Below are 23,441 nucleotides of genomic sequence, written 5' to 3' on the forward strand. Positions count from 1 at the left end.
GGCTCAATCCCCCTCAAACACGGGTTTTTCCTTGGCGACAAATGCCTCATAAGCGCGCCGAAAGTCCTGCGTTTGCATGCAGATCGCCTGGGCCTGGGCCTCGGATTCAATCGCCTGATCAAGCGTCATTGACCATTCCTGATTGAGCATCGTCTTGGTCATCATATGCGCGAAATTGGGTCCTTCGGAAATGCGCTGCGCCAGTTTCCGCGCCTCTGCGAGCAAATCATCCGCTGGCACGAGCCGGTTGAAAAACCCCCACGCTGCCCCCTCCTCTGCGCTCATCGCACGACCCGTATACAAAAGCTCCGCCGCCCGCCCCTGCCCGATGATCCGCGGCAGCATGGCACAGGCGCCCATATCGCATCCAGCCAGACCCACACGGGTAAAGAGAAATGCGGTTTTCGCCTGCGCCGTGCCCAGCCGCAGATCGGACGCCATGGCGATGATGGCCCCGGCCCCGACACAAATGCCGTCGACGGCGGCGATGATCGGTTTGCCACAATGCAACATCGCCTTGACCAGATCACCGGTCATGCGGGTGAACCGCAAAAGGTCTTTCATATCCATCTCGACGAGCGGACCGATGATGTCATGAACATCGCCGCCCGACGAAAAATTACCACCGTTCGAGGCAAATACGACCGCTGTTGTTTCATCATCATATTGCAGCGCGCGGAACCAGTCGCGCAATTCGGCATAGCTATCGAAGGTCAGCGGGTTTTTTCGGTCTGGCCGGTCCAGCACGACAGTGGCAACGGTCCCGTCCCGCGTCAGTTTAAAATGGTCAGGCATCAGTCTTCCGCCTCCAGTTTCTCCGTGATCCGACCCAGCCGGGTGTGCACCGTGCTCAGGCCCTGCGCGCCGATGGGTGAAAAAAGCTCATCAACCCAAAGCTCGTGCACCGCAGCCATTTCATCGAACATCTCACGGCCCTGCGCAGTCAGCAGGACCCGCATGGCGCGCCTGTCGCCTTCCACACTGCGCCGTTCCGCCAGACCGTCCGCTTCCAACCGATCCACGATCCCGGTGACATTGCCGTTGGAAACACGTAGCACGCCCGACAGATCGCTCATCTTCATACCCGCGTCCGCGCGGCGGAGCGCCGCCATGACATCAAACCGGGGCAACGTGATGTCCCAGCTTTGCCGCATCCGTTCGCGCAATTCCGCCTCGATCATGCGGGTGACCTTCAGCATGCGCAGCCAGACACGCAGACGGTCCTTGCTCAGATCAGACGGGATTTTTCCTGGCTCGCTCACATGACTTCTCCGCCGGATATTGAAATGGACTGGCCGGTGATGGCGCTGGCCCCCGGCCCGGCAAGCCAGGCGACCGCATCCGCGACCTCTTGCGGCTGGACAAACCGACCCTGCGGGTTGGTCGCGGTCAGCGCCTGTGCCGCTTCCGCTGTGCTGCGGCCGGTCTTTGACACGATGTTGTCGATGGACGCGCTCAGCATCGGTGTTTCGGTAAAGCCCGGACATACCGCGTTGACCGTGATCCCGGTGTGCGCCAGCTCCAATGCCAAGGATCGGGTGAGCCCGATCACGGCATGTTTCGCCGCAGAATAGGCACTCACATAGGCATATCCCTTCAATCCCGCGGTGGATGCGACCGATATCAGGCGACCGGTGCTTGCGGTTTTCATCGCACCAAGGGCGGCGGAATAAATGTTGAACACGCCAAAGAAATTGACCGACAGCATGTCCTGCACATCGTCGACGGTCATCTTAGAGAAGGGTTTGGACAGGGATGTGCCCGCATTGGCAACAACGATGTCCGGCCCCTCTGCCGCCGCGATCATCGCCGCGCAGTCGCTCGCATCTGTCACATCGCCCACGATCATCTGCATGGTGTCGTGCTGCGATGCCAGGGCGTGCAAGGGGTCCGCACGTCTGCCCGTGATCCAGATCTGCGCCCCCTCCGAGGCCAGCCTTGCGGCAATCGCCGCGCCCACACCGGTGCCGCCCCCCGTGACCAACGCGCGTTTTCCGGACAGGTCGCTCATACCTTGACCTCGGATGTCATCGCGTCCTTATCCGCAAGCCGCCATGCCTGATCGCGCCCGGGAATATAGGGATCGGGCCATTTTTCCGCGCGATCCCCCAGCGTCGTTGCGGCCCGAAGCAGCCAATAAGGGTCGGCCAGGTGCGGGCGCGCCAGACAGACAAGATCCGCACGGCCCGCCATCAGGATGGAATTGACATGATCCGGCTCGAATATATTGCCCACCGCCATCGTGACCATCCCGGCCTCGTTGCGGATACGGTCGGAAAACGGCGTCTGGAACATGCGCCCGTAGACCGGTTGCGCGGCGACCGACGTCTGCCCCGCCGATACGTCACAGATGTCCACGCCATGATCCTTGAAAGCCGCAGCAATCGCCACGGCGTCTTCGGGCGTCACGCCCTGATCCCCAACCCAGTCGTGGGCAGATATGCGCACCGACATTGGGCGGGCGTCCGGCCAGACGGCCCGCATTGCATCAAAGACTTCCAGCGGGTAGCGCAAGCGGTTTTCCAGCGTGCCGCCGTAGTCGTCATCGCGCGTGTTCTGCAGCGGCGTGATGAAGCTGGAAATCAGATAGCCGTGGGCTGCGTGCAGTTCGATCATGTCGAACCCGGCGCGGGCGGCCCGCTCCGTTGCCTCGACAAACTGCGCTTTGACCGCGTCCATATCGGCGCGGGTCATCGGGCGGGGCGTGGCATTTCGATCCGACCAGGGCACGTCCGAGGCGGCAATCAGGGGCCAATTATCATCAGCCAATGGTGCGTCCATCTCCTCCCATCCCAGCTGGGTGGACCCTTTGGCGCCGGAATGTCCCAACTGTAGGCAGATCTTTGCGTCGGTCTCTGCGTGCACAAAATCCACAATGCGTTTCCACGCGGTTTCCTGGGCGTCGGAATAGAGCCCCGGGCATCCCGGCGTGATGCGCCCGGTGTCACTGACACAGGTCATTTCCGTATACACAAGACCCGCACCACCCTTCGCACGCTCTCCGTAGTGGATCAGATGCCAGTCGGTCGGCAGCCCGTCCACCGCTTTGTATTGGGCCATTGGCGAGACAACGACCCGGTTTTTGAGCGACATGCCCCGCAGTTTGAAGGGTGCAAACATGGGATGCCGCGCGTCGGCATTACTGCTGACCCCGGCCTGGGTCTGGAACCACTTTTCCGCGGCACCCAGCCAGTCCGCATCGCGTTCGCGCAGATTTTCGTGACTTATCCTTTGGGATCGCGTCAGCAGCGAATAGTTGAACTGTACCGGATCCAGATCAAGGTAGCGCTCGACCTCTTCGAACCATTCCAGTGAATTGCGTGCGGCAGACTGAAGCTTCAACACCTCTACCCGGCGCTCATCTTCGTATTTCTGGAAGGCCGCTGCCATATCGGTTTCATTTGTCACGTAGTCGGCCAGAGCGATCGCGGATTCCAACGCGAGCTTTGTCCCGGACCCGATGGAAAAATGTGCTGTGGCTGCCGCATCGCCCATCAGCACCACATTTCGGTGATGCCATTTTTCACACAAGACACGGGGGAACTTGATCCACGCCGACCCGCGCACATGATTGGCATTCGACATCAAGGCATGACCGCCCAGATATTTTTCGAATATCTTTTCGCAGGTGGCGATGCTTTGCTCTTTCGACATCTTGTCGAAACCCCAGCGATCATAGGTCTCCTGCGCGCATTCAACGATGAAAGTCGCCGTGTCAGGGTCGAATTGATAAGCATGCGCCCAGACCCAGCCATGCTCCGTTTTCTCGAAAATGAAGGTAAAAGCGTCGTCGAATTTCTGATGTGTCCCGAGCCAGGTGAAGGGGCATTTGCGGATGTCCACATCCGGTTTGAAGTGCTCTGCAAATTCCATCCGTGTCCGGGAATTCAGACCGTCAGACGCCACAACCAGATCATAGTCACGGGCGAGATCAGCCGCGCCTTTGACCTCAGCCTCAAACCGCAGATCAACGCCTAGGGCGCGGGCACGCTCCTGCAACAGCAGCAACAGTTTCTGACGCCCGATGCCGCAAAAGCCGTGACCGGAGGATACCGTCTGATGCCCGGCATGGATGACCGAAATATCGTCCCAATAGGCAAAATGCGCGCGGATCATTTCCGCGCTTTCAAGGTCGTTGTCCGCAAGGTTGGCAAGGGTTTCATCCGACAGCACAACCCCCCAGCCAAAGGTGTCATCCGCCTTGTTCCGTTCGAAAACCACGACCTCATGCCCCGGATCGCGCAGCTTCATCGAAATTGCGAAGTAAAGCCCCGCGGGCCCACCGCCCAGACATGCAATTTTCATGGCCGACACCCGTGAATGATTCATCTACGGTGAGCGTAGCGGAACCTTGATTTGTTTCAAGTATGAAATTTTCATATTTGAAATTAATCGGAGGCCTTGAGGTACCCCTGCATGCGCGCGCGAATTTCGTCTGACCAAGGGACCGGTCGCCCGGTCGCCATATCGACCGAGACCAGAACAGGGGTTGCGGTCATGCGCAACTCCTCGCCGCACATGGCCTTGATGTGGAGATGCGCCGAGGTCCGCCCGAGCTTTTCAACATGCAGCGTCCAGACCAAAACGTCGCCCATATGGCTGGGGGCAGAAAATTCCGCGCCGATAGAGACGGTCGGCACACCGTAGCCCTTTTCCAGATGCATCTGTGAAAAGGAGTGCTTCAACCCAACCTCGTGCCATTCTTCGACCGTCTGGTTCACCATTTCGAAATAGCGCGGGTAAAAGACGATGCCTGCCGGATCGCAATGCTGGAACAGGACCTTGATCGTATGTCGGAAAATCTGGCTCATGGCCGTAACCTGACGCTTCTGCCCGGCGCGTCAAGGGCGCACCCCGTCAGCTGTCGGATGCAAGATCGGCCAGGATCGGGCAATCCGGTCGGTCGTTGCCGGCACAGGCCGCAATCAGATGCGAGAGCGTATCGCGCATCTGCCCTAGTTCCGCGATCTTCTGGTCAATCTCTGCCAGGTGCTCCTGCGCCAGGGCTTTGACGTCGGCGCTGGCCCTGGTTTGGTCATTGTAGAGACGCAAAAGGCTGCGGCAGGCTTCGATGCCAAACCCCAGGGATCGTGCGCGCCCCAGAAACGCAAGCTTGTGCAGATCCGCCTGAGAAAACTGACGGTACCCGTTGGCGCCGCGTCCCGGTGAAATCAGATCGATATCTTCATAATAGCGGATCGTCTTGACCGGCAGACCGGTACGCTCCGCGACATCGGAAATGTTCATGCCGTCCTCCTGTTCAACCCGCGCAGACGCAATGCATTGCTGAGCACAAAGAGGCTGGAGAGCGCCATCGCCCCCGCCGCCAGTTCCGGGGAGAGCAAGATGCCGTAGCTGGCATAAAGCGCCCCGGCGGCCACCGGAATCAGCGCGGTGTTGTACCCGAATGCCCAGAAAAGATTTTGCTTGATGTTGCGCATGGTGGATTTCGATACCGTCAATGCCGTTACCACCCCATCCAGATCACCCGACATCAACACGACGTCAGCCGCCCCAATCGCGATATCCGTGCCCGTCCCAATGGCGATGCCCACATCGGCAGAGGCCAGCACCGGGGCGTCGTTGATGCCATCACCGACAAAGGCGATCTTCGGATGGTGTTGGCGCAGATCGCTGAGCGCTGCGGTTTTTCCCTCCGGCAGGACGCCCGATGTAATGGTGGTGATCCCAAGCACACGCCCAACGGCCTCCGCGGTCTCAGGCCGGTCACCGGTGATCATGGCCACTTCGAGACCCTGCGCCTGGAGCCTGGCAATCGTATCGCGGGCGTTGGGCTTGATCTCATCCGCGACAGCAATCAAGGCCGCCGCTTTGCCGTTCAGCGCCGCGAAAAACACGGTGGCGCCCGTGCCCGCAAGGACGTGTGATTGCGCCTCGAAGGCGTCCAGATTGACGTGATTTTCCTGCATCAACCGCGCCGTTCCGACCACAACCGTCTGACCCGCAACGTTGCCTTTGACACCCATTCCACCAACGGCGGTGACATCTGTGGCCGGGTGCAGGGCGCAGCCTCGTTCTGCGGCGGCCTCAATGATCGCATGTGCAATGGGGTGTTCTGCGCGGGCTTCAACACTGGCGATCAAGCCGAGCACGTGATGTTCTTCGAACCCATCCGCAACCTGAAACGCGCTGAGTTTCGGCTTGCCCAGCGTCAGAGTGCCGGTCTTATCAAAAGCAATCAGATCGACGTCCGCCAGCGCCTGCAGTGCGTCGCCCTTGCGGAAAAGCACGCCCAGCTCTGCCGCACGCCCGGTGGCAACCATGATCGACGTGGGCGTGGCCAGCCCCATGGCACAGGGGCAGGCGATGATCAGAACCGCCACCCCCGCGACCAGCGCATGCGAGGCCACCGGCGCGGGCCCAAAGGCCAACCACGCAAAGACGGTCAGCGTCGCCAGCGCAAGGACGGCGGGCACAAACCAGAGCGTCACCCGGTCCACAAGCGCCTGTATCGGCAGCTTGGCCCCCTGCGCATCCTGCACCATCCGTACGATGCCCGACAGCACCGTATCCTCGCCCACATGGGTTGCGCGCAATGTCAGGCTGCCGGGTCCGTTGAGCGTACCGCCGGTGACCGGATCGCCGGGGGATTTCGCAACGGGCAGCGGCTCGCCGGTGATCATGCTCTCATCCACATGGCTGCTGCCTTCGGTGATGGTCCCATCCACCGGCACGCTTTCACCCGGACGCAGCACCACGGTGTCTCCGCTTACAATGTCTTCGACGGCGACGGTTTCGGTACGGCCCGCCCGGATCACATGCGCCGTCTTCGGTCTGAGGCGGAGCAGGGACTTGATGGCGGCCCCGGTGCGGCCCTTTGCCCGCGCTTCCAGCCATCTGCCCAGCAGGATAAACACCACGATCACGGCGGCCGCTTCGAAATAGACCGCCTGCGCGGTGCTTGGCAAAACCTGTGGCACCAGCAGCACGCAAAGCGAAAACAGATAGGCCGCCGAGGTACCCAGCGCCACAAGGCTGTTCATATCAGGCGTGCGTTTCAGAAGTGCGGGAAAACCGTTCCGGTAGAATTGTTGGCCCGGGCCTGCAAGGATCAGCGTTGTCAGGATGCCCTGGATCCACCAGCTGGTCTGCACCCCAATGGTCTGCATGATGAGATGGTGAAACCCCGGGATCATATGCCCGCCCATTTCCAGCACGACAACCGGGGCGGCAAGCAGCCCGGCGATCATCGTCTGGCGGCCAAGATCCTGTGCCGCCTGCGCGCGCTTTTCGTCCTGCCCGCCCCGCGCCTGCACGACCTGCGCGGGATACCCGGCATCCGTCGCCGCCCGGGCGAGGGTTTCCGCATCGACCTGGCCTGCCTCCAACGCAACTGTGGCCTCTTCGGTCGCCAGATTGACCGACACGTCCAGGACACCGGGCACCTGCGCCAGCGCTTTATCGACACGGCCCACGCAAGAGGCGCAGGACATTTTCTCAACCGACAGGGTGATGGTTTGGGAATCGAGCACGGCTCTGGCCTCGCAACAGGGTCACGCGGCAGATATAGGGGTTCCAGTTACTGGAGGGTCAAGCCTTAAACCTGTTTTTCAGGTTCCTTGACCTCGGTGTCCTCTTCAGAGGGCAGAAGTTCCGCATCTTCAATGCTGTCTTCTGTTGGCGTTTCATCTGCGGCAACCTCGGTGTCATCCTCAATAGTCCCGACAATCAAGGGCAGCATTTGCACGCCCCCAGGCATCGCCACTTCGGAGGCAGGCGGTCTTTTCCACGCCAGCGTGTCGAAGCTTTCACAGTTTTCGCAGATTGGCGCCCATTCCGCGTGAATATGCTGGCAATTGTCGCAAATCCATTGCGGACCACGCGACACGGTCACCGCCCGCGCCAGCCAGCCGCGCACGATGGTATCGGCAGCCCCTTCGCCGCGTTCGATTGCTGCCATCAGGGTGACAGACCGCGCCGTCGGATCGGTTTCCACCAGATCACCCAGCGCCCGGCGGGCTTCGGGGAAGTCCTCATTCGCAATGTGCAATTCGGCCAGCAGCATCCGCGTTTCAGGATCATTCATATTGGTTCTGGTCAATGCGATGAAACGTTTGATCCGCTGCGGTGGTGTCTCATCCGGCTCGATGGCTGCGAAAGCTGCCGCCAGATCCGGATGTGGCGAGGTCTCCCATGCCTTTTTCAACAGACGTGTCGCAAGCCGCGGCTTGCCCTTCTCGATGTAGCTCTGCGCCGCCATCACGGCCGCCGGGATCAGATCAGGTGAGAGCTTGTTGGCCTCAATCGCCTTTTCCTGCATCTCGATCGTGCTGCCGCCGTCAATGATGTCCTTGGCTTCCGACAAGGCCAGCACCGCATCGCGACGCTTGTGCACATCCCGGGGCAGGCTGCCGTGTTTGAGCTTCGCACTCAACGTTTGCCGCGCCCCTGACCAGTCTTCTTTTTGCGCTTGCAGACGCAACAGCACGTCCTGGGTTTCTTCATGCTTGGGCTTGATGGCAAAGGCCCGCTCCGCCAGCTTCAACGCCGTCTCGGTATCACCATCGGCCAGCTTTTGTTTCAGGATCCCGCGCACGCCGACAAAGCGGGTCGCGTCATTTGTGACCAGCTTTTTGTAGGTCTCTTCCGCCTTGCGCCGGTCCCCCGCCAGTTCTGCGGCCTGCGCGGTCAGCAGATTGGTCAGTTCGGGCTTGTTCAGATAGCGCTCCGCCTTGGCGGCCTTGGTCATCGCAAGCCGCCCCTCACCGCTGGCCAGCGCCATCAGCCCTTCGGACAGGGCATCAAACCCTTTGCGCTCCCGGTTGCGGTCAAAATAACGCGACAGCGCGGTTTCGTCGCCGTTCAGGAATCGCAATGTCGCAATCAGCAGGGACAGCAATTTCAGCAGCACCCAAACGGTGACCACCAGGGCAACAACCGCCAGCACCGATTGCAGCGGGCCAAAGGTATATTCGCTGCCCATCACGGTGACCTGAACGCCACCTTCGCTTTCCAGAAGATACCCCGCCCCCAATGCAAGCAAAGCCACGGCTGCGACAAACAGGATGATCTTAATAAGGGACCAGAGCATAATAATGTCTTTCTTAATTAACCGTCAGGCTATCCGCCAAATTCTGAGCGGCTTCACGTGCAGTCTGGCGGGCTTTGGCACCCTCCAACCAGTCTTGCATGGCTGTTTTGGACGCATCAGGCAGCGCGTCAAGCTCGGCCAGAGCCTCATCAAGGCTCCCGGCTTTCACCGCCGCCTCGGCGCGCGAGAGCACCGCATCGGGGTCGCTGCCTTCGCGCGGCGTTACCGACCTGGCGCTCAACTGACGCCGCAAAAACCCACTGATACCGGACACTTCGGTCTCGGGCACCTCGGCACGTGCCGCCGCCAGACCAGCCCGCGCTGCATCGGGGAAGTTTTCCCGCAGCATGGCCATGCTGGGTACGCCTTCAATCGCCGCCGCGCGCAACGCCTCCGGGACCTCCACCGGGGTCACCTCTTCAAGCGCGCCCAGCGCCGGCTCAAAAGCTTCGCCGCTCTCGACTGCTGTCACGACACGGGTCAGCGCCGCTTGTGCCAGGATGCGTTCGGCCTCGGCAGTCGCCCTTGCTTCCTCTTCGCTGATCTGCGCCTGCAGGGCCTCCACCGCCGACTGAAGGGCGGAAATCTCTTCGCTGTTGTCAGCAGGTTGTTGAATGACCGTCTCCACGGTTTCTGCAGGCCGCGCCTCAAGAGCGGCAAGGCGTTCGGTCAGTTCTGTGATGCTTGTCTGCAGCCCCTCCAGATCGGATACTGCGGTTTGCAATTCAGTTACCGCATCCGGCAGCGCCGTGTCCGGGGTCGCCGATTCGAGGTCTTCGACGCGCGCGATAAGCTCGACATTGGCCTCTGCCAGCGTCGAGGTCTGTTCCACAAGCGGGGCCAGATCAACAGATTGCCGTTGCATGGCGCCCGGTAAATAGGCCTCCAGCTGATCCCCGCGGCCAGCAATAAAGCCAAGCAACGCCGCAATGACACCGCCAAAGACCGCGGGCCACATGGAGCCGGTTTTCTCAACGGGTGGGGGCGTGGGCTTTGGTTGCTCTTCAACAACCTCTTCGACGGGTTCCTCTTCGCGCGCCGCGATTTCCTCGGGCGTTGGCTCCACCGCGTCGATATCTTCTTCCAGAGGTTCCGCTTCAATTTCTTCGGTCAGCGGGTCGTCGGAAGGCTCCACAGTCTCGTCGAGAGGATCGGAAACATCCCTATTTTCGGGAATTTCTTCATTTTTGGGAATTTCTTCGCTCGGCGCATCCACCGGTTCGTCAAAGATGGTACCTTCCAGCGGTGCATCGTCATCTACCGGTGTTTCGGCGATTTCAGGGGGCGTTTCCGGCGTCTTAGAAGCTGCAATTTCGTCAGCCTCATTTTCAGGCACAGCTTTTTCCGGTTTTTTTGCTTTTGCCAAAACATCCACCCTTTTCGAATCTGCCACACGGGCACCCTCGATCAACCTTACTCGCGCATACCTCGCCTCTCAACCCAAGCTGATGCGCGACACCAGCTTTTCAAGAGCATGAATCATCGCCTTGGCGGTGGGCTTAGCAGCGATTTCCAAATGCGCCGCGGGCAAAACCGCAAGCGGATCTGCGACGGCGGCGCTCAGGGCAATCAAATGGGGGGCCGCGTTTTGCGGACAGTTTTCCGCGAACTGTTCCGCCGTGCGTGGTGAAAAAACGGGCACAATGACAGGCGTTGCAGCCGTCAGGACCGTCAATGCAGCATCGGTCAGACCCGTTTTCCTCTGATCATAGAGCGCGACACGATGGGCATTGATCCCGGCGCGGCGTAAATCTTCGCAAATGTTGGCGCGCACGTGCACGCCGGACAGATGCCAGATCGTCACGTCAGGTGGTTGCGCCAGCAAGGCTTTGGTCAGGTCCCGGGCGGTCTCCCCCATGAACAGGCTCTGCCAACCGGCATCAGCCGCGGCGCGCGTTGTCGCCTCTCCCAGACAATAGGCCCGCCTGCCCTGCCCGTCCGGCGCAAAGCGCACCCCATTGGACGAGGTAAAGATCACCGCGTCCCCGTCACCAAGCGCCAAGGTGGTGTCGCACCGGGTGATTTCGATCAAGGGGCTGTGGATCACTTGCAACCGGCACTGCAGCACGTCCGGCATCTGACCGACGAAGCGTTCGTTTGAGCCGCTGGGCCGCGTCATGATAACCGGTATGCGGGTGGCACCCATGAATGACCCTCAGCATTGTTTGCGACCAATTACGGTGTTACCTGCGGTCAAAGACGCATGCAACGGGGTCACGCCTTGGCACACTCTCTGACAGTTCTCGGCCTGGAAAGCAGCTGCGACGATACCGCAGCGGCCGTTCTGCGCCGCGATGATACCGGCGAGACCACCATTCTGTCGTCGGTTGTTCACGGTCAATCCAGCCTGCACGCGGACTTCGGTGGCGTTGTACCGGAGATCGCCGCGCGCGCGCATGCGGAGATGCTGGATATTTGTGTCGAAGAGGCTCTAACACAGGCGAATACGTCGTTGCATGACGTGGACGCGATTGCGGTCACGTCTGGTCCGGGTCTGATCGGTGGCGTCGTTTCCGGCGTGATGTGCGCCAAGGGGCTTTCCGCTGCGATCGGGGCACCGCTCTACGGGGTCAATCATCTGGCAGGCCACGCGTTGACGCCGCGCATGACGGATGATGTCAGCTACCCCTATCTGATGCTGCTTGTTTCCGGCGGACACTGCCAGTTTCTGATTGCCCACGGCCCGGATGCGTTTCAGCGCTTGGGGGGCACAATCGACGACGCGCCGGGCGAAGCCTTTGACAAGGTCGCGCGGTTGGTGGGCTTGCCACAACCGGGCGGGCCTTCGGTGGAACATGCGGCACTTTCGGGGGATCCGCTGAATTTCCCACTGCCACGCCCACTGTTGGATCGTCCCGGATGTGACCTGTCGTTCTCGGGTTTGAAAACCGCTGTTCTACGCACGCGTGACCGTATCATTGAGGAACACGATGGATTGCCCGAGCAAGCCCGTGCCGATCTCTGCGCTGGCTTTCAAGCCGCAGTGGTTGACGTTCTTTCAGAAAAAACGCGCCGCGCATTGGGCACTTACCTTCAAAACAACCCGTCCAAACCAACGCTTTGCGTGGCCGGTGGTGTTGCCGCAAACAAGGCCATTCGATCAGAGTTAGAAACTGTTTCAAAGGCGTTTGGGGCGCAATTCGTAGCCCCGCCCATCGCGCTATGCACGGATAACGCGGCGATGATCGCCTTTGCCGCCATCGAGCAAATGGGCGTCCACCCGGCAGATGATCTGACGCTTTCCGCGCGCCCACGATGGCCACTGGACCAAACCAGCCCCGCGATGTTGGGAAGCGGCAAGAAAGGCGCAAAAGCATGAGCATTTCCGTCCTGGGCGCCGGTGCTTTTGGCACAGCACTTGCCATTTGCCTGTCCAAGGCCGCGCCTGTCACGCTCTGGTCGCGCGATGACGATCATGCGCGTGAAATGCGTAAAGGTCGGGAAAATGCCCGACGGTTGCCGGACCATCCCTTTCCAGACGATCTGACAATCACCGCATCACTGCCCGAGGCCTGCGATGCCGATGTGGTGCTCCTGGCGGTGCCGATGCAACAATTACGCCCCTTTGTCGCGGCACATGCCGAGTATCTGCAGCGCAAAACGCTGGTCGCCTGCTGCAAGGGAATGGACCTTGAAAGCGGCGCGGGACCGTTGGAAGTGCTGGCCGGGCACCTGCCCGAGACCACCAGCGCGCTGTTGACCGGACCAAGTTTTGCCAATGACATCGCCGCCGGTCTGCCCACGGGGCTGACGCTTGCCTGTGCCGATGAAAACACCGGTCGGGCATTGCAGCACCAGCTTTCTACACCCTCCCTGCGCCTCTACCGAACAACGGATACGATCGGCGCATCGCTGGGTGGCGCGCTTAAGAATGTGATCGCTATTGCCTGCGGGGCAGCCATGGGCGCCGGTTTGGGAGAAAGCGCACGTGCCGCGCTCCTGACCCGCGGTTTTGCTGAAATGCAGCGCCTGGCACTGCACAAAGGCGCGCAGGCGCGGACGCTTTCGGGCCTGTCGGGGTTTGGCGATCTGGTCCTGACCTGCACGTCGAAGCAATCACGGAACTATCGCCTGGGCGTGTCAATTGGTGCAGGCACGGGCTTTGATCCCTCAACCACCGTCGAAGGCGCCGCCACGGCGCGGGCCGCAGCGCGCGCGGCGCAGGACGAAGGGTTGGATATGCCAATCACTTCGGCGGTTGCGGGTCTTGTCGAAAAGCGTTTGGATGTCACCGACGCCATAGAAGGCCTTTTGTCCCGCAGCCTGAAGGAAGAATAGATGCTTGTCGCTTTGATCGCTCATGACAAATCGGGGGCACTGCCGATCCGGCAGGAAAACCGCCCCGCCCATGTGGCCTACCTGAAATCCAGCGGGGTTGTGCAACAGGCCGGTCCGTTGCTGGATGATCAGGGTGAGATGGCCGGATCGCTGATCGTTCTGGACGTCGCGGACATGGATGCAGCCAACGATTGGGCCGCCGAGGATCCCTATGGCAAGGCGGGTCTCTTTGCATCGGTGCAGTTGATTGCCTGGAACAGGGTGATCGGGTGATGGTATATTGGCTTTTCAAATCGGAACCGTCGACCTGGAGTTGGGACGATCAGGTCGCCAAAGGGGAGATTGGCGAGGAATGGGACGGTGTGCGCAACTATCAGGCGCGCAATTTCATGCGCCAGATGTCCGTGGGCGATCTTGGGTTTTTTTATCATTCGCAAAAAGAGCGCGCAGTGGTCGGAATTGTCGAGGTGATTGCCGAAGCGCATCCGGACAGCACCACGGAGGATGAGCGCTGGGAATGTGTGGACATCAAGGCGGTGAAATCAGTGAAAACGCCGATCACGCTGGACGACATCAAGGCGGATGAAAGGCTCTCCGAAATGGTCCTGGTCCGGAATTCGCGGCTGTCGGTGCAACCGGTCAGTGCGGAGGAATGGCAGATCATTTGCGAAATGGCGGGTGTTTCGGACTAGCCTCGCTCCCCTGCCGGTGGCAATCTGCCGCCAGAAACGAGGGAGGTTTCAATGGAATTTGTGAACGTGGCGGCCGCCGGAGTGGCCGTATTTGTGTTTGGCGCAGTGTGGTACACCGTCCTGGCAGAAAAATGGATGGCAGCATCAGGCGTGCCGCTGGATGAGACCGGTGCACCTGCAAACAGGTCCGACCCGGTTCCCTATATCACCAGTTTTTTGTCCGCGATCCTTGTGGCCGGGATGATGCGCCATGTCTTTGAATTGAGCGGCATCGATACGATGGGCAAGGGCTTGATGTCGGGCTTCGGTATCGGGATTTTCCTGGTCAGCCCGTGGATTGCGACGTTCTATGGCTTTGGCGCGCGCCCCAAAAGCCTGCTGTTGATTGATGCCGGATACGCCACCTTTGGGTGCACCCTCATCGGGCTGGTGCTGACCGCGTTCTGACGCGAGATCGTAGTACAAAAAAGAGGAAGGGTCCTGGCATAGCGCCAGAACCCTCCTTCACCCCACGTGCACTTCACCCACAGCACGAGATTGAAACTGGTCCTGGCCATGCTGGCCGGATGAGATAGGTGTACGCGCAATCGCTCAAAAACTCAATTTATCAATAGTTTAAAAGCCATCCAAAAAAGAAACGCCTCTTTAAGAAAAGAGGCGCTTCCCAATCATTCTCTTTGTTTTCAGCCGTATACGGCCTCTTTGCCAAAGTGCTTTGTCAGCATGTAGTAGACAACAGCGCGGTATTTGTTGCGCTCCGACTTGCCATAGGTCTCGATGACCGTGTCAATCGCCGCGGAAAGCTCCGGTCCATCGGACAGGCCCAGCTTCTTGATCAGAAAGTTGTTTTTGACCGTTTCGATCTCACCAGCCTGGCTGCCTGCAACTGTTGACGCGTCCGCATCATAGATCGCCGGACCACATCCGATCGTAACCTTGGTCAGCAAATCCATATCCGGCGTCATGCCGCATTTGTTTTTCAGATCATCCGCGTATTGCGCAATCAAATCGTCCCGCTTGCCCATAAATTTCTCCCACTTTGGCAAAATCGGCCGGGGTGTCCGACCGTTGCGCGCAAGACTAATCACATATTTCCATTCACAAAAGGAGTTTTTGCCTGTCACATTCCCCGTTGCAAAGCACTGCTCAGCGGCACAGGCCACTGCCGCGATGCTGCAGGTGGAAATGATCGGCGTGCAATCGGTTAAAGGACGGCCCAAGTGTCAGCCGAAACCAGGTACAGGCCGCGTTACGCACATCTGCAAGGAAGACACCCGCCGGACCATCGTCTCCCCAGCTTTCCAGCAAAGAAATCCGCGTGCCGTCCGCAAGGACGAACCCGGCAATGTCCACGGCTTCGGCCCTTGCATGCGTGCTCATCCGCGCGCTTGGTCCTCTGGGTGTACGGATGGGTCGGCAGGAATAGCTGGAGATGTGGTTCACACGGGCGACGCGCTGCCCAAAGTGCTGTTCCGCGGCGGGATGAACCCCGTGTTCCATCCACATCGCCATGCGCAGGGCTGTCTGGCACCGCGTATTCAAGGGCGCCAGATCAGCACCCGATACGCCAGAGATCAGGACTTGATCGGCGATGCCGCATTGGGCGCTTTCCACAAGATCGGGCAGGGGTTGCGCCACCGCACCAGTCATCAGCGTCTGCAGGCATAGCTCAGGCGTCGCCAAAGCGCGGCTTAATTTCCACTGAGTCAATTGCGTGATCGGATCGCTGACAGAGAGCGGCGCGATGGGGTTCCAGGCGGCGGGCAGGGGCGTATCCGGCAGCGTCACCAAACGATAGGCCCCAAACAGGGCGGCACATAAGATGACAAACGCCGCCCGACCAAAGGTGGGGCGGCGTTTGTTGTTAGCTTCTATCTCCGGCTGATCCGGCACGCGTTCAGTAGCGGTAGTGTTCCGGCTTGAACGGGCCTTCGGGGGCAACACCGATATAGGCGGCCTGATCACTGTCCAATTGGGTCAGTTTCACACCAATCCGGTCCAAATGCAGGCGCGCCACCTTTTCATCCAGATGCTTGGGCAGGATGTAGACGTCGTTCCTATACTCATCGCCCTTGGTCCACAGCTCGATCTGCGCCAGCACCTGATTGGTGAAGGAGGCCGACATCACAAAAGATGGGTGGCCGGTGGCGTTACCAAGGTTCAGCAAACGACCTTCCGACAGCAGGATCAGACGGTTGCCATTTGGCAATTCGATCATATCGACCTGTTCCTTGATGCTGGTCCACTTGTGGTTTTTCAGCGCGGCGACCTGAATTTCATTGTCGAAGTGGCCGATGTTACCAACAATCGCCATATCCTTCATCTCGCGCATGTGCTCGATGCGGATCACGTCCTTGTTTCCGGTCGTGGTGATGAAGATGTCGGCGGACCCGACCACGTCTTCGAGCAGCACAACCTCGAACCCGTCCATGGCGGCTTGCAGCGCGCAGATCGGGTCGACCTCGGTCACTTTCACGCGAGCACCGGCACCACGCAAGCTGGCGGCGGACCCTTTGCCCACATCGCCGTAACCCATCACGACGGCGACCTTGCCCGCCATCATGGTGTCCGTCGCACGGCGGATACCGTCCACCAGCGATTCCTTGCAGCCGTATTTGTTGTCGAACTTCGACTTGGTCACGGAATCGTTCACGTTGATCGCGGGGAAGGGCAGTTGACCCTGTTTCACCAGATCATAGAGACGGTGCACACCGGTGGTTGTCTCCTCGGAGACACCCTTGATCTGATCGCGCATCTTGGTGAACCAGCCGGGGCTTGCCGCCATCCGCTTTTTGATCTGTTCCTTGATAACAGCCTCTTCCTCGGAGGTTGGCACGGGAATGATCTCTTCGCCAGCTTCGGCACGGGCGCCAAGCAGCACGTAAAGTGTCGCGTCGCCACCATCATCGAGGATCATGTTCGGTCCTTCTTCGAACATGAACGACTGGTCCAGATAGTCCCAATGCTCCTCGAGGGATTGGCCTTTGATCGCAAAAACGGGTGTCCCGCCAGCCGCAATGGCAGCCGCCGCATGGTCCTGCGTGGAGAAAATATTGCATGACGCCCAGCGCACATCGGCGCCAAGAGCGACCAGCGTTTCGATCAAAACGGCGGTTTGGATGGTCATGTGCAACGAACCGACAATCCGCGCACCTGCAAGGGGTTTGCTGTCACCGTATTCTTCGCGCAGGGCCATAAGCCCCGGCATTTCGGTTTCGGCAATATCAAGTTCCTTGCGCCCAAATTCTGCAAGAGAAATATCTTTAACGACGTAATCTTTGGCCATGGTTATGCGATCCTATCCATTCGGTTTGGAGCGCAGATAGCATTGCCTAGGGCCTGAGACAATGCGTCAGGGTGCATCGGCGTGAAAGCATCGTAAACGCTTATGAATGCGTAACGCTAGCTCGCCGTGCCTTCGACTGGCGATATCTCCGGGCCTTCGAAGAAATCCGTGCCCGCCGCCACGATACAGCTGATCCCGTTGGGGCTGGTCAGGAGCACCGTGAAAGTGCCGGTGTCCGGTGACGACCAGATTTCCATGACGGATTGAGCCGACCGAGTTTGCTGCAAGCCACCGGCGGTGAAATGTTCCGCATATTTTGACTTGAGACTTTCGATCACCGCATCCCGCGGACCACAATTCGCCGCTTCTGCGGGCGGCGGTATGCCTGCTATGCCGATGGTCAGGCAGGTGAGTATGAGTTTCTTGAACATGACAAGCTCCTTTCCAATGCGCTTCTGACGAGGGAGGAGGCAAGCCATTGGAAAAGGACTGGCCTTCCCCCATGGAACATATCGTGATCACGGCACCTGTTTACAAAACACGGCGCGTCAATAAGTTGTGGCAGCGAGTGATCAGATGCACAGTATGATGCTTCTGAAATGTGGCAAAATCGTGGCATGAACATCGGACAGTTACATCATGGCAACACCTAAACGCGCCTGGCAACGCATGCTTTCCGGTCGGCGGCTGGACCTTTTGGACCCAACGCCGGTGGATATTGAAATCGAGGATATTGCGCATGGGCTCGCCTTTGTCGCCCGCTGGAATGGCCAGACCCATGGTGATTATGCCTATTCCGTCGCCGAGCATTCCCTCTTAGTAGAGACGCTTTTTGGCCGGATCGCCCCCAAGACACCGGCTAAATGGCGGCTGGCGGCGCTGTTGCACGATGCGCCGGAATATGTGATCGGCGACATGATTTCGCCGGTCAAAGCCGCCGTGGGCCCCGGATACGGCGTGTTGGATGATCGGCTGACTGCGGCGGTACACATCCGGTTTGGATTGCCCGCCGTTGTGCCCGTGCAGATCAAGAAACAGATCAAGAAGGCCGACAAGATCAGCGCCTGGATGGAGGCCACGCAAATCGCCGGTTTCTCCGAAACCGAAGCCAGCAAGTTCTTTGGCAAACCCGACACGACAATCATCGATGATCTGGCGATTGTGCTGCGTCCGCCGGTGGAAACCAGAAACGCCTTTACCCAACGCCACGACAAGCTTTTGGAGGAAATGGGATGATCCGGGTACGCAAGGCGATGGCATTGGACGCCGGATCCATGGCCAGATTGCTGAATGCGATCATTGAAAAGGGCGGCACAACCGCCCTGACCCGCCCGGTCACAGGCGATGATCTGCAGCAATGGATGGCCAGCGCGCCAGAGCAATCCGCCTGGCATGTCGCGTTGGATGATGCGGAGGAAGTTGTCGGGTTCCAGTGGATTTCGCCGCATCCTGACCTGCCGCCCGAAGCCGTGGATGTCGCGACCTTCGTTCAGATGGGAAAGACCGGCCTTGGCATCGGATCGGCGCTTTTCACGGCCACCTCACAGGCGGCAAAGTCGCTGGGATACATCTGGATCAACGCCACCATTCGAGCGGACAACGAAGGTGGCCTGACCTACTACCAGAGCCGCGGTTTCCGGGACTGGCATTTCGATGAAAACGTTACACTCGAAAGTGGCCAGATCGTGAATAAGGTCAGCAAACGATACGATATTTGAAGGCCGCTGACCTGAAACCAGGGTTTCGCCGCCGCTACCGGGGTGAGCGTTTTGCCAGAATGCGCTGCAGGGTTCTGCGGTGCATGTTCAGGCGCCGCGCCGTTTCACTGACGTTCCGGTCACACAGCTCAAAGACCCGCTGGATATGTTCCCAACGTACACGATCCGCGCTCATCGGGTTTTCCGGCGGCGGCGGCAGATCATCCCCCCGTGCCAGCAGCGCGTTCACGATATCCGCAGCATCAGCAGGCTTCGACAGATAGTCGGTGGCGCCAATCTTGACCGCAGCAACCGCCGTTGCAATTGCACCATAGCCCGTCAGCACGACGACACGCACATCTGGCCGCTTCTCCCGCAACACTTCGACCACGTCGAGGCCATTGCCGTCTTCAAGACGCAGATCGACAACCGCAAATGCCGGTGGGCGGGCGGTTGCAATCGCTTTGCCCGCGGCGACCGAGCCCGCTGTTTCAACTGAAAACCCGCGTTTCTCCATGGCCTTGGCCAGACGCCGCAGAAACGGTTCGTCATCATCAACCAGCAACAGGCTGGTGTCTTCACCAAGGTTCAATTCAGCTGCATCCTGCATCGGAAGCCTTTCTTTGCGCACATTATTTAATCCATCTATATGTGGCAGTGGGTGCGCGTCGTCAAATCCGATGCTGCGACGTGTTGGCGCGTCAGGCGTTCTCAACAAAACATGAAACGGTATCCACGATCTCCTGCGCGGAGGTCTCGCGCCGGAAAAACTCCACAAACCCGTGTTCCGGCAGAACCAGGTAGCTGAAGGTGGAGTGATCCACGAGATAGTAATCGTCATCGCCATCATGCGCCTTGTAATAGGTGCGATAGGCGTCACTCGCCGCTTTGACCTGATCGGGTGAGCCGGTCAGACCAATCATCCGTTCGTGCAGGTTGGCGGCGAAATCACCAACAACCTCGGGCGTGTCGCGTTTGGGGTCGATGGAAATGAACACCGGGGTCACGGACATGTTTTTCTCCGCCAGCATATCGACCGCTTCTGCATTGCGCGCGGTGTCAATCGGGCAGACATCCGGGCAGAATGTATAGCCGAAATAGACGATGGTGGGCTCTGTGATGACATCCTGGTCGGTCACGGTCTGACCCTCACTGTTGACCAACTCGAACGGGCCACCGATGGATTCCGCGCCACCGGCGATCTGACTGGCGCGGCACTGGGCAAACTGATCATCGCCCTCAGAGGGCTGGCTGGCGTACCAAAAACCTCCCAGGACACCAAGAACGGCAATGACAGCGATAAGGGCAAAATAGCGCATGGGTTTCGCTTCTCCAAAAGTGCGTTAGGTTAATCCTATCAAATCGCAGTCGTACCGTCCTGCGACATCTATGCAACTCAACAAGCGGTGAACCAGATGACGGATGCCAACGTCAGACCCCTGAGCGGCGCAACGCGTGCGAATTGGATCCGCCTGCGGACAATGATTTTGCTGCGCTGGTTTGCCATCGGCGGGCAATTGACCGCGATCACCGTGGCCCAGCACTGGTACGGGCTGCAGCTTGAAACCGGGCTGTGCTACATGGTGATCGGGGCCTCGGTGATTGCCAATCTCGTCGCCATTTTTGTCTTCCCCGAGAACAAACGACTCAATGAAGTTGAAAACATGCTGATGGTCATGTTCGACCTGTTGCAGCTGAGCTTTCTGTTGTTCCTGACCGGCGGATTGCACAACCCCTTTGCGCTCCTGATGCTGGGTCCGGTGACAATTTCTGCCGCTGTGCTGACCCTGCGTTCGACCGTTTTGCTCGGCAGCACCGCCATCGTCATGGTCTCGGTGCTGTCGCAGGTCTATTTACCACTGCGCACCGATGCCGGGCTCATTCTGGAATTCCCGCAGCTCTTTGTCTTTGGCAACTGGGTCGCCCTGATCATCGCAATTGTCTTTATTAGTGCCTATTCTGTGCGGGTGACGTCGGAAATTCACTCCATGTCCGACGCGCTGGCCGCGACACAGATGGCTCTGGCGCGAGAGCAGAAATTGACCGATCTGGGCGGTGTGGTCGCGGCCGCCGCGCATGAATTGGGCACGCCGCTCGCCACCATCAAGCTGGCCAGTGGTGAGTTGATCGAAGAGCTGTCTGATCGCCCCGAGCTCCGCGAGGATGCCGCCCTGATCCGCGAGCAGGCTGACCGATGCCGAGACATTCTGCGAGATATGGGACGGGCGGGGAAAAACGACCTTCACCTGCACCGCGCCCCGTTGATGGCCGTGGTCGAAGAAGCCGCCGAGCCGCATATGTCGCGCGGCAAGACCGTGCATTTCCACCACCTGCAGGAACCTGTGTTGCAGCCGGTCATTTTCAGAAAACCCGAAGTGATCCATGGGTTGCGCAACCTGATCCAAAACGCAGTGGATTTTGCGCAGTTTGAGGTTTGGGTTGAGGCCGGGTGGGACGAGCAAACCATTGCACTGCGCATCATGGACGACGGGCGGGGTTTTCCGCCACATCTGCTGGGCCGCATTGGCGATCCCTTCATGCGCCGCAGACCGCCAACGGGCAGCACCGGGGTACGCCCCGAATACGAAGGCATGGGCCTGGGTCTTTTCATCGCTAAAACGCTTCTGGAACGGTCCGGTGCAGAGCTGCAGTTCGCCAACGGGCGCGATCCGATGGGTCAGTCAGAAGAAGAAGCCGCTGATTTTGGCGCAATTGTCAAAGTGACCTGGCCCCGGCTCCGTATTGAAGCCACGAGCGATGAGGAGACCTCAGGATTGGGCAAAAACCAACCTATCGTTGCGTAAATAAGGCAAAAATTAACCCGGCATTAACTAAGCTGAGCGAATAGTAAACTGGTCTTCATCTAGAACAGGATTGCGCGGTTTATGCCTTTTTGGGACATCGCTGCTATTGTTGCCGCTGCTGGTCTGAGCGCTGGTGCGGCCATGCTCTGGATCAGCAGAGCGCCCCAATTCTTTGCGGGACATTCCCAGCAGCGATCTACAGAAATGAGACCGGATGGGATTTCATTTCTGTTTGATCAGGGTGACCTGCATCATGCATCAGAAACCGCGCAGCAACTCTATCAAGTCGCGCCGGGTCAGGATGATTGGCAGACGTGGCGCGAAAGAATGCTCAACCGCTTTCCCGGGCTGCCCGAACGGCCGCATGCGAACCAGCCGGGATCTGTCACCATACAGGCCCGTCACGCCGAAGATATTGCGACCCTGAAACTCACCCAAAGGGGTCAGTACACGCAGGTTCACATGAGTGACGATCGGATGATCGACGCGGCCCAATCGCAAAAGCTGCGCGCCCTGCACCGCGAACTTGCCGATTTACGGCGCGCCAGCGACACCACCCCGCATGCGGTCTGGCAGGTCGATGCGCAGGGCAGGGTGACCTGGTACAATGCCGCCTATGAAGACCTTTATGATCGGCTGCACAACACCGCGCCACAGGCGACCAAGCCGGTATTCGAAGTCACCGATACACAAAACGAAAAAACCGGCAGGCAACGTGTTTCGACACAATCCTCTATCGATGGAAAGACGGATTGGTACGATCTGAATGCGATCACCGTCGGCGATATCACCATTTTCCATGCGGTTGATGTGAACGCAGTCGTTAAATCTGAGGTGGCCCAGCGCAACTTTGTTCAAACCCTCGCCAAAACATTTGCGCAGCTGTCCATCGGGTTAGCCATTTTTGATCGAAATGGGCAGTTGGCGCTCTTCAATCCCGCGCTGATAGATCTCACTGACCTGCCGGCTGATTTCCTGAGCGGCAGACCGACGCTTTTGTCATTCTTTGACAGGATGCGTGAAAACCGCCGCATGCCGGAGCCAAAGAACTATCATTCCTGGCGACAGGAGATTTCCGAGGTTATCGCCGCCGCAACGGATGGTCGGTATCAGGAAACCTGGACGCTTGAAACCGGCCAGACATACCGCGTCCGCGGACGGCCACATCCCGATGGCGCGATCGCCTTTCTGATCGAAGACATCAGCGCAGAAGTGTCTCTAACAAGGAATTTCCGGGCCGAACTGGAGCTTGGACAATCCTTGATGGATACCTTCGACGAGGCATTGGTGGTCTTTTCCTCAACCGGCGTTCTGACCTTCTGCAATGCCGCCTACCGTGATCTTTGGGGTCTTGATCCCGACAACTCCTTTGCCGATGTCACCATTCTGGATTCAGTCCAGGAATGGAAACGCCAATGCAAACCCGGGGCGCGCTGGGCCGCTTTGACCGATTTCGTGCGCAACATCGGGGATCGGAAGTCATGGGATATGCCCGCGATGCTCGACGATGGCGCAGCCCTGGCATGCACCGTCTCGCGGATTGCATCCGGGGCCACCGTCATCCGATTTGTCAAAACCGAGCATGTAGCAGCAAAATCATCCGCGCCAAAACAGGTATCTCGCCCTTCCTGA

The 23,441-nt window shown here is 59.1% G+C and carries 25 protein-coding genes; 9 read left to right on the top strand and 16 right to left on the bottom strand.

Translation table 11 applies throughout. The features are described 5' to 3' along the window. Positions 1–3: 3 nt before the first annotated feature. From Q1A63_RS01815 to Q1A63_RS01860, 10 genes are all read right to left on the bottom strand, one after another. The gene (locus tag Q1A63_RS01815; protein WP_298968752.1) at positions 4–795 is read right to left on the bottom strand and encodes an enoyl-CoA hydratase family protein; all 792 of its coding nucleotides are present in this window, start codon (positions 793–795) and stop codon (positions 4–6) included. Continuing rightward, entirely contained in the window at positions 795–1,262 is a 468-nt protein-coding gene (locus tag Q1A63_RS01820; RefSeq protein WP_366524250.1) for a MarR family transcriptional regulator, read from the bottom strand. The genes Q1A63_RS01815 and Q1A63_RS01820 overlap by 1 nt, the downstream gene beginning before the upstream one ends. Further along, the gene (locus Q1A63_RS01825) at positions 1,259–2,011 is read right to left on the bottom strand and encodes an SDR family NAD(P)-dependent oxidoreductase (RefSeq protein ID WP_298968754.1); all 753 of its coding nucleotides are present in this window, start codon (positions 2,009–2,011) and stop codon (positions 1,259–1,261) included. Before Q1A63_RS01825 ends, Q1A63_RS01820 begins: the two co-directional genes overlap by 4 nt. Then, entirely contained in the window at positions 2,008–4,305 is a 2,298-nt protein-coding gene (locus Q1A63_RS01830; RefSeq protein WP_298969570.1) for a bifunctional salicylyl-CoA 5-hydroxylase/oxidoreductase, read from the bottom strand. The genes Q1A63_RS01825 and Q1A63_RS01830 overlap by 4 nt, the downstream gene beginning before the upstream one ends. Positions 4,306–4,388: 83 nt before the next feature. Beyond that, positions 4,389–4,811 carry a thioesterase family protein gene (locus tag Q1A63_RS01835; protein ID WP_298968755.1) on the bottom strand — a complete coding sequence of 141 codons (423 nt, stop codon included), beginning with the start codon at positions 4,809–4,811 and terminating at the stop codon, positions 4,389–4,391. Between the two features lie 46 nt (positions 4,812–4,857). Then, positions 4,858–5,247, bottom strand: a complete 390-nt coding sequence (gene cueR / locus Q1A63_RS01840) for a Cu(I)-responsive transcriptional regulator (RefSeq protein ID WP_298968757.1) — start codon at positions 5,245–5,247, stop codon at positions 4,858–4,860. Next, entirely contained in the window at positions 5,244–7,493 is a 2,250-nt protein-coding gene (locus Q1A63_RS01845) for a heavy metal translocating P-type ATPase (protein WP_298968759.1), read from the bottom strand. The genes cueR and Q1A63_RS01845 overlap by 4 nt, the downstream gene beginning before the upstream one ends. 65 nt (positions 7,494–7,558) lie before the next feature. Next, positions 7,559–9,052 carry a heme biosynthesis HemY N-terminal domain-containing protein gene (locus Q1A63_RS01850; protein ID WP_298968761.1) on the bottom strand — a complete coding sequence of 498 codons (1,494 nt, stop codon included), beginning with the start codon at positions 9,050–9,052 and terminating at the stop codon, positions 7,559–7,561. Between the two features lie 13 nt (positions 9,053–9,065). Further along, entirely contained in the window at positions 9,066–10,388 is a 1,323-nt protein-coding gene (locus Q1A63_RS01855) for a mitofilin family membrane protein (protein WP_298968763.1), read from the bottom strand. A 99-nt stretch (positions 10,389–10,487) separates the two neighbouring features. Continuing rightward, a complete protein-coding gene (locus Q1A63_RS01860) occupies positions 10,488–11,198 on the bottom strand; it encodes a uroporphyrinogen-III synthase (RefSeq protein ID WP_299630471.1) in 711 nt (236 codons plus the stop codon). A gap of 75 nt (positions 11,199–11,273) precedes the next feature. On the opposite strand from Q1A63_RS01860, the gene tsaD reads away from it, so the two are divergent. Genes tsaD through Q1A63_RS01885 form a run of 5 tightly spaced genes read left to right on the top strand, consistent with a single transcriptional unit; the run spans position 11,274 to position 14,469 of the window. Beyond that, positions 11,274–12,371, top strand: coding sequence for a tRNA (adenosine(37)-N6)-threonylcarbamoyltransferase complex transferase subunit TsaD (gene tsaD / locus Q1A63_RS01865; protein WP_298968767.1), 1,098 nt, complete (start codon positions 11,274–11,276; stop codon positions 12,369–12,371). After that, entirely contained in the window at positions 12,368–13,330 is a 963-nt protein-coding gene (locus Q1A63_RS01870; RefSeq protein WP_298968768.1) for an NAD(P)H-dependent glycerol-3-phosphate dehydrogenase, read from the top strand. Before tsaD ends, Q1A63_RS01870 begins: the two co-directional genes overlap by 4 nt. After that, on the top strand, positions 13,331–13,603 hold the full coding sequence (locus Q1A63_RS01875) for a YciI family protein (RefSeq protein ID WP_298968769.1): 273 nt from the start codon (positions 13,331–13,333) through the stop codon (positions 13,601–13,603). Next, positions 13,603–14,022, top strand: a complete 420-nt coding sequence (locus tag Q1A63_RS01880) for an EVE domain-containing protein (RefSeq protein ID WP_298968771.1) — start codon at positions 13,603–13,605, stop codon at positions 14,020–14,022. Before Q1A63_RS01875 ends, Q1A63_RS01880 begins: the two co-directional genes overlap by 1 nt. Before the next feature lie 51 nt (positions 14,023–14,073). Continuing rightward, complete coding sequence (locus Q1A63_RS01885; RefSeq protein WP_298968773.1) at positions 14,074–14,469, top strand: DUF1761 domain-containing protein; 396 nt, start codon at positions 14,074–14,076, stop codon at positions 14,467–14,469. A 236-nt stretch (positions 14,470–14,705) separates the two neighbouring features. On the opposite strand, the gene Q1A63_RS01890 is transcribed toward Q1A63_RS01885, so the two are convergent. The 4 genes from Q1A63_RS01890 to Q1A63_RS01905 all read right to left on the bottom strand — a co-directional run bounded on the left by Q1A63_RS01890 (position 14,706) and on the right by Q1A63_RS01905 (position 17,739). Further along, positions 14,706–15,047: a DUF2853 family protein gene (locus tag Q1A63_RS01890; protein ID WP_298968775.1), complete on the bottom strand. Its 342-nt coding sequence runs from the start codon at positions 15,045–15,047 to the stop codon at positions 14,706–14,708. Between the two features lie 121 nt (positions 15,048–15,168). Beyond that, positions 15,169–15,915 carry an extensin family protein gene (locus tag Q1A63_RS01895; protein ID WP_299630475.1) on the bottom strand — a complete coding sequence of 249 codons (747 nt, stop codon included), beginning with the start codon at positions 15,913–15,915 and terminating at the stop codon, positions 15,169–15,171. A gap of 4 nt (positions 15,916–15,919) precedes the next feature. After that, positions 15,920–17,308 (bottom strand): adenosylhomocysteinase, encoded by a 1,389-nt coding sequence (ahcY, locus tag Q1A63_RS01900; protein WP_298968778.1) that lies wholly within the window; start codon positions 17,306–17,308, stop codon positions 15,920–15,922. Positions 17,309–17,424: 116 nt separating this feature from the next. Further along, positions 17,425–17,739 carry a hypothetical protein gene (locus Q1A63_RS01905; RefSeq protein WP_298968780.1) on the bottom strand — a complete coding sequence of 105 codons (315 nt, stop codon included), beginning with the start codon at positions 17,737–17,739 and terminating at the stop codon, positions 17,425–17,427. Positions 17,740–17,947: 208 nt separating this feature from the next. Between Q1A63_RS01905 and Q1A63_RS01910 the strand changes: the two genes are divergently transcribed. Both Q1A63_RS01910 and Q1A63_RS01915 read left to right on the top strand, forming a co-directional pair. Continuing rightward, on the top strand, positions 17,948–18,544 hold the full coding sequence (locus tag Q1A63_RS01910) for an HD family hydrolase (RefSeq protein ID WP_299630477.1): 597 nt from the start codon (positions 17,948–17,950) through the stop codon (positions 18,542–18,544). Further along, positions 18,541–19,026, top strand: coding sequence for a GNAT family N-acetyltransferase (locus Q1A63_RS01915; RefSeq protein ID WP_299630479.1), 486 nt, complete (start codon positions 18,541–18,543; stop codon positions 19,024–19,026). Before Q1A63_RS01910 ends, Q1A63_RS01915 begins: the two co-directional genes overlap by 4 nt. 34 nt (positions 19,027–19,060) lie before the next feature. Here the strand turns inward: Q1A63_RS01915 and Q1A63_RS01920 are convergent, their stop codons facing one another. Next, positions 19,061–19,615, bottom strand: coding sequence for an ActR/PrrA/RegA family redox response regulator transcription factor (locus tag Q1A63_RS01920; protein WP_298968785.1), 555 nt, complete (start codon positions 19,613–19,615; stop codon positions 19,061–19,063). 91 nt (positions 19,616–19,706) lie between these two features. Next, positions 19,707–20,324, bottom strand: a complete 618-nt coding sequence (locus Q1A63_RS01925) for an SCO family protein (RefSeq protein ID WP_298968787.1) — start codon at positions 20,322–20,324, stop codon at positions 19,707–19,709. 96 nt (positions 20,325–20,420) lie between these two features. Here Q1A63_RS01925 and regB point away from each other — a divergent pair, with 96 nt between their 5' ends. Next, on the top strand, positions 20,421–21,809 hold the full coding sequence (regB, locus tag Q1A63_RS01930) for a sensor histidine kinase RegB (protein ID WP_298968789.1): 1,389 nt from the start codon (positions 20,421–20,423) through the stop codon (positions 21,807–21,809). Between the two features lie 81 nt (positions 21,810–21,890). Continuing rightward, entirely contained in the window at positions 21,891–23,441 is a 1,551-nt protein-coding gene (locus Q1A63_RS01935; RefSeq protein WP_298968790.1) for a PAS-domain containing protein, read from the top strand.

Origin of the sequence: uncultured Roseobacter sp. (genome assembly GCF_947499265.1) — a bacterium.
Taxonomy (GTDB): Bacteria; Pseudomonadota; Alphaproteobacteria; order Rhodobacterales; family Rhodobacteraceae; genus Roseobacter.

Coding starts and splice junctions, on each gene's coding strand:
- Q1A63_RS01815 (WP_298968752.1), bottom strand. CDS start 795: ATGCCTGACCATTTTAAACTGACGCGGGACGGGACCGTTGCCACTGTC.
- Q1A63_RS01825 (WP_298968754.1), bottom strand. CDS start 2,011: ATGAGCGACCTGTCCGGAAAACGCGCGTTGGTCACGGGGGGCGGCACC.
- Q1A63_RS01830 (WP_298969570.1), bottom strand. CDS start 4,305: ATGAAAATTGCATGTCTGGGCGGTGGGCCCGCGGGGCTTTACTTCGCA.
- Q1A63_RS01835 (WP_298968755.1), bottom strand. CDS start 4,811: ATGAGCCAGATTTTCCGACATACGATCAAGGTCCTGTTCCAGCATTGC.
- cueR (WP_298968757.1), bottom strand. CDS start 5,247: ATGAACATTTCCGATGTCGCGGAGCGTACCGGTCTGCCGGTCAAGACG.
- Q1A63_RS01850 (WP_298968761.1), bottom strand. CDS start 9,052: ATGCTCTGGTCCCTTATTAAGATCATCCTGTTTGTCGCAGCCGTGGCT.
- Q1A63_RS01860 (WP_299630471.1), bottom strand. CDS start 11,198: ATGGGTGCCACCCGCATACCGGTTATCATGACGCGGCCCAGCGGCTCA.
- Q1A63_RS01870 (WP_298968768.1), top strand. CDS start 12,368: ATGAGCATTTCCGTCCTGGGCGCCGGTGCTTTTGGCACAGCACTTGCC.
- Q1A63_RS01875 (WP_298968769.1), top strand. CDS start 13,331: ATGCTTGTCGCTTTGATCGCTCATGACAAATCGGGGGCACTGCCGATC.
- Q1A63_RS01880 (WP_298968771.1), top strand. CDS start 13,603: ATGGTATATTGGCTTTTCAAATCGGAACCGTCGACCTGGAGTTGGGAC.
- Q1A63_RS01885 (WP_298968773.1), top strand. CDS start 14,074: ATGGAATTTGTGAACGTGGCGGCCGCCGGAGTGGCCGTATTTGTGTTT.
- Q1A63_RS01890 (WP_298968775.1), bottom strand. CDS start 15,047: ATGGGCAAGCGGGACGATTTGATTGCGCAATACGCGGATGATCTGAAA.
- ahcY (WP_298968778.1), bottom strand. CDS start 17,308: ATGGCCAAAGATTACGTCGTTAAAGATATTTCTCTTGCAGAATTTGGG.
- Q1A63_RS01905 (WP_298968780.1), bottom strand. CDS start 17,739: ATGTTCAAGAAACTCATACTCACCTGCCTGACCATCGGCATAGCAGGC.
- Q1A63_RS01910 (WP_299630477.1), top strand. CDS start 17,948: ATGGCAACACCTAAACGCGCCTGGCAACGCATGCTTTCCGGTCGGCGG.
- Q1A63_RS01915 (WP_299630479.1), top strand. CDS start 18,541: ATGATCCGGGTACGCAAGGCGATGGCATTGGACGCCGGATCCATGGCC.
- Q1A63_RS01920 (WP_298968785.1), bottom strand. CDS start 19,615: ATGCAGGATGCAGCTGAATTGAACCTTGGTGAAGACACCAGCCTGTTG.
- Q1A63_RS01925 (WP_298968787.1), bottom strand. CDS start 20,324: ATGCGCTATTTTGCCCTTATCGCTGTCATTGCCGTTCTTGGTGTCCTG.
- regB (WP_298968789.1), top strand. CDS start 20,421: ATGACGGATGCCAACGTCAGACCCCTGAGCGGCGCAACGCGTGCGAAT.
- Q1A63_RS01935 (WP_298968790.1), top strand. CDS start 21,891: ATGCCTTTTTGGGACATCGCTGCTATTGTTGCCGCTGCTGGTCTGAGC.